The sequence below is a fragment of the Curtobacterium sp. PvP017 genome, assembly GCF_054060195.1.
Window position 1 is genome coordinate 1 of the sequence record NZ_JBSSCY010000018.1, and the last position, 5,517, is coordinate 5,517.

3 rRNA genes are annotated in these 5,517 nt (G+C 55.5%); all 3 read right to left on the bottom strand.

Annotation, left to right across the window (positions count from 1 at the left end):
• Nucleotides 1–5 precede the first annotated feature (5 nt).
• The 3 genes from rrf to ACVKXF_RS18145 all read right to left on the bottom strand — a co-directional run bounded on the left by rrf (nucleotide 6) and on the right by ACVKXF_RS18145 (nucleotide 5,322).
• Nucleotides 6–122, bottom strand: a 5S ribosomal RNA gene (gene rrf, locus ACVKXF_RS18135).
• 131 nt (nucleotides 123–253) lie between these two features.
• A 23S ribosomal RNA gene (locus ACVKXF_RS18140) occupies nucleotides 254–3,381 on the bottom strand.
• Between the two features lie 419 nt (nucleotides 3,382–3,800).
• Nucleotides 3,801–5,322: ribosomal RNA gene (locus ACVKXF_RS18145) — 16S ribosomal RNA — on the bottom strand.
• The 16S, 23S and 5S rRNA genes sit together here, the layout of an rRNA operon.
• Nucleotides 5,323–5,517: the final 195 nt, after the last annotated feature.

Here is a 5,517-nt window from a genome sequence, read left to right on the forward strand (position 1 = left end):
GTTAAGTCCGGCGGCGTCCTACTCTCCCACAAGGTCCCCCTTGCAGTACCATCGGCGCTGAGAGGCTTAGCTTCCGGGTTCGGAATGTGACCGGGCGTTTCCCTCTCGCTATGACCACCGGAACACTGTCGACCATGATCTGGTCTCAAACATGTCCCAGCTGTAGCTGAGTTATTCAGTTTGATTCCCGATCGTCTGTCGGGAACCACAAAGTGGACGCGAGCCCGTGCAACAAGTGCACGGAAATCAGTGTGTTATCAAGTCTTCGGCTTATTAGTACCGGTCAGCTCCACGGGTCGTTAGTCCCCGCTTCCACATCCGGCCTATCAACCCAGTAGTCTGCTGGGAGCCTCTCACACTCAAGGTGCATGGAAATCTCATCTCGAAGACGGCTTCCCGCTTAGATGCTTTCAGCGGTTATCCGGTCCGAACGTAGCTAATCAGCGGTGCCCTTGGCAGAACAACTGACACACCAGAGGTTCGTCCATCCCGGTCCTCTCGTACTAGGGATAGATCTTCTCAAATTTCCAACGCGCGCAGCGGATAGGGACCGAACTGTCTCACGACGTTCTAAACCCAGCTCGCGTACCGCTTTAATGGGCGAACAGCCCAACCCTTGGGACCTACTCCAGCCCCAGGATGCGACGAGCCGACATCGAGGTGCCAAACCATGCCGTCGATATGGACTCTTGGGCAAGATCAGCCTGTTATCCCCGAGGTACCTTTTATCCGTTGAGCGACAGCGCTTCCACAAGCCACTGCCGGATCACTAGTCCCGACTTTCGTCCCTGCTCGACCTGTCAGTCTCACAGTCAAGCTCCCTTGTGCACTTACACTCGCCACCTGATTGCCAACCAGGTTGAGGGAACCTTTGGGCGCCTCCGTTACTCTTTGGGAGGCAACCGCCCCAGTTAAACTACCCATCAGGCACTGTCCATGAACCCGATCAGGGTCCTACGTTAGACATCCAGAGTGACCAGAGTGGTATTTCAACAATGACTCCACGAACACTAGCGTGCCCGCTTCACAGTCTCCCACCTATCCTACACAAGCCACACCGAACACCAATACCAAACTGTAGTAAAGGTCACGGGGTCTTTCCGTCCTGCTGCGCGTAACGAGCATCTTTACTCGTAGTGCAATTTCGCCGAGTTCGCGGTTGAGACAGCTGGGAAGTCGTTACGCCATTCGTGCAGGTCGGAACTTACCCGACAAGGAATTTCGCTACCTTAGGATGGTTATAGTTACCACCGCCGTTTACTGGGGCTTAAATTCAGAGCTTCGCCCAAAGGCTAACCCTTCCTCTTAACCTTCCAGCACCGGGCAGGCGTCAGTCCGTATACATCGTCTTGCGACTTCGCACGGACCTGTGTTTTTAGTAAACAGTCGCTTCCCACTGGTCTCTGCGGCCTTCAACGCTCACGGAGTAAATCCGGTCACGTGTCCGGCCCCCCTTCTCCCGAAGTTACGGGGGCATTTTGCCGAGTTCCTTAACCACGATTCTCTCGATCTCCTTGGTATTCTCTACCTGACCACCTGAGTCGGTTTCGGGTACGGGCGGCTGCAACCTCGCGTCGATGCTTTTCTCGGCAGCATAGGATCACTGATTTCCCCTTACGGGTACGCGTCGGATCTCAGGCACACAGACGACGGATTTGCCTATCGTCAGCCCTACATCCTTACACCAGGTTCACCTTACGGATACCATCGCCTGGCTCAGCTACCTTCCTGCGTCACACCTGTTCATACGCTAACCGCACCAGCATGGGGTCGAGCGTTAGACCGGCCACCATCACCCCGAAGGGATCCGGTCGTCCGGGTTAGGACTCTTAGCACCACTGGATTAGCTTGGGCGGTTGTTCGCCGGTACGGGAATATCAACCCGTTGTCCATCGACTACGCCTGTCGGCCTCGCCTTAGGTCCCGACTTACCCAGGGCGGATTAACCTGGCCCTGGAACCCTTGGTCTTTCGGAGGACGGGTTTCTCACCCGTCTTTCGCTACTCATGCCTGCATTCTCACTCGTGTAGCGTCCACGGCTGGATCACTCCGCCGCTTCACTCGCCACACGACGCTCTCCTACCACTCCGCACGACTGAACCACGAAGGCTTGTCTAGTGTGCGAAATCTACAACTTCGGTGGTGTGCTTGAGCCCCGTTACATTGTCGGCGCGGAATCACTTGACCAGTGAGCTATTACGCACTCTTTCAAGGGTGGCTGCTTCTAAGCCAACCTCCTGGTTGTCTATGCAACTCCACATCCTTTCCCACTTAGCACACGCTTAGGGACCTTAGTTGGTAGTCTGGGTTGTTTCCCTCTCGACGATGAAGCTTATCCCCCACCGTCTCACTGCTGCGCTCTCACTCACCGGCATTCGGAGTTTGGCTGACGTCAGTAACCTGTTGAGGCCCATCGGCCATCCAGTAGCTCTACCTCCGGCGAGAAACACGCAACGCTGCACCTAAATGCATTTCGGAGAGAACCAGCTATCACGAAGTTTGATTGGCCTTTCACCCCTATCCACAGCTCATCCCCTCCATTTTCAACTGAAGTGGGTTCGGTCCTCCACGACGTCTTACCGTCGCTTCAACCTGGCCATGGATAGATCACTTCGCTTCGGGTCTAGAACATGCGACTCAAACGCCCTATTCAGACTCGCTTTCGCTACGGCTGCCCCACACGGGTTAACCTCGCCACATATCACTAACTCGCAGGCTCATTCTTCAAAAGGCACGCCGTCACCCCTACTAAGGAGGCTCCGACGGTTTGTAAGCAAACGGTTTCAGGTACTATTTCACTCCCCTCCCGGGGTACTTTTCACCTTTCCCTCACGGTACTTGTCCGCTATCGGTCATCTGGGAGTATTTAGGCTTATCAGGTGGTCCTGACAGATTCACACGGGATTTCTCGGGCCCCGTGCTACTTGGGATACACATCCGGCCATAACACCATTTCGTCTACGGGGCTGGCACCCACTACGGCCCGGCTTTCAAACCGGTTCGACTATGATGCGCTGTAACCGCCCCAGTCCGGCAGAACTGAGTGACGTGTCCCACAACCCCGACCATGCAACGCCCGCCGGCTATCACACATGATCGGTTTAGCCTCATCCGCTTTCGCTCGCCACTACTCACGGAATCACATGTTGTTTTCTCTTCCTGTGGGTACTGAGATGTTTCACTTCCCCACGTTCCCTCTACCCGCCCTATATATTCAGGCGGGAGTCACCAGGTCACAAAAGCGCCCAGCGGGGTTTCCCCATTCGGAAATCCTCGGATCAGGGCTCGATTATCAGCTCCCCGAGGCTTATCGCAGATTTCTACGTCCTTCTTCGGCTCCAGATGCCAAGGCATCCACCGTTTGCTCTTAGAAACTTGACCACAAAGATTAAAATTGCGATCCGTCATCACCCACAACCATCAGCCCGAAGACCTCAGATCGATTGGATGACGCGAATCAAAGATGCTCGCGTCCACTGTGTAGTTCTCAACATACGATCGGCACCACACTCCCCACCGTCCAATGACAGTGCTTCATGCGGCCCAACGAAGGACCCCGTAGGCCCAACCCCCAACCCGCCTCACAGCAGATCAGGAAGCCTGGTCCCTCAGGACCCAACAACGTGCACCAGCCAGCCCGTGCGACACCAACCCGTTCCAACCCCGCAAGCGGAGCGTACTGAGGCCAGCACCATCGGTACCAGCTGCACTGTCAATGTTCCACCCATGAGCTACCCGTCGGACACGTTCGGTCCGAATCAGGCGCCTGGACACCGCGAACGGTGCCAGATGCTCCTTAGAAAGGAGGTGATCCAGCCGCACCTTCCGGTACGGCTACCTTGTTACGACTTAGTCCTAATCACCGATCCCACCTTCGACGGCTCCTTCCACAAGGGTTAGGCCACCGGCTTCGGGTGTTACCGACTTTCATGACTTGACGGGCGGTGTGTACAAGGCCCGGGAACGTATTCACCGCAGCGTTGCTGATCTGCGATTACTAGCGACTCCGACTTCATGAGGTCGAGTTGCAGACCTCAATCCGAACTGAGACCGGCTTTTTGGGATTCGCTCCACCTTACGGTATCGCAGCCCTTTGTACCGGCCATTGTAGCATGCGTGAAGCCCAAGACATAAGGGGCATGATGATTTGACGTCATCCCCACCTTCCTCCGAGTTGACCCCGGCAGTCTCCTATGAGTCCCCGGCATAACCCGCTGGCAACATAGAACGAGGGTTGCGCTCGTTGCGGGACTTAACCCAACATCTCACGACACGAGCTGACGACAACCATGCACCACCTGTACACCGACCACAAGGGGGCGACCATCTCTGGCCGTTTCCGGTGTATGTCAAGCCTTGGTAAGGTTCTTCGCGTTGCATCGAATTAATCCGCATGCTCCGCCGCTTGTGCGGGCCCCCGTCAATTCCTTTGAGTTTTAGCCTTGCGGCCGTACTCCCCAGGCGGGGCGCTTAATGCGTTAGCTACGACACAGAAACCGTGGAAAGGTCCCTACATCTAGCGCCCAACGTTTACGGCATGGACTACCAGGGTATCTAATCCTGTTCGCTCCCCATGCTTTCGCTCCTCAGCGTCAGTTACGGCCCAGAGATCTGCCTTCGCCATCGGTGTTCCTCCTGATATCTGCGCATTCCACCGCTACACCAGGAATTCCAATCTCCCCTACCGCACTCTAGTCTGCCCGTACCCACTGCAAGCCCGAGGTTGAGCCTCGGGATTTCACAGCAGACGCGACAAACCGCCTACGAGCTCTTTACGCCCAATAATTCCGGACAACGCTTGCACCCTACGTATTACCGCGGCTGCTGGCACGTAGTTAGCCGGTGCTTTTTCTGCAGGTACCGTCACTTTCGCTTCTTCCCTACTAAAAGAGGTTTACAACCCGAAGGCCGTCATCCCTCACGCGGCGTTGCTGCATCAGGCTTTCGCCCATTGTGCAATATTCCCCACTGCTGCCTCCCGTAGGAGTCTGGGCCGTGTCTCAGTCCCAGTGTGGCCGGTCACCCTCTCAGGCCGGCTACCCGTCGTCGCCTTGGTGAGCCATTACCTCACCAACAAGCTGATAGGCCGCGAGTCCATCCCCAACCAAAAAATCTTTCCACCACCAGACCATGCGGCCAGTGATCATATCCAGTATTAGACGTCGTTTCCAACGCTTATCCCAGAGTCAGGGGCAGGTTACTCACGTGTTACTCACCCGTTCGCCACTAATCCACCCAGCAAGCTGGGCATCATCGTTCGACTTGCATGTGTTAAGCACGCCGCCAGCGTTCGTCCTGAGCCAGGATCAAACTCTCCGTAAAAAAATACAGACCCAACACCCGAAAGTGTCAGACCGAGTTGATTCTGACTGTTGACTGTCTACTGACAATCTTCAATCCAAAAGGAATTGTCTCAAACCCAACCAACCCGAAGGAAGGCCAGGCACGAGGTCAATCAATAAATTGGCATTGACAATGTGCACGCTGTTGAGTTCTCAAGGACCAGACGCACTCCCC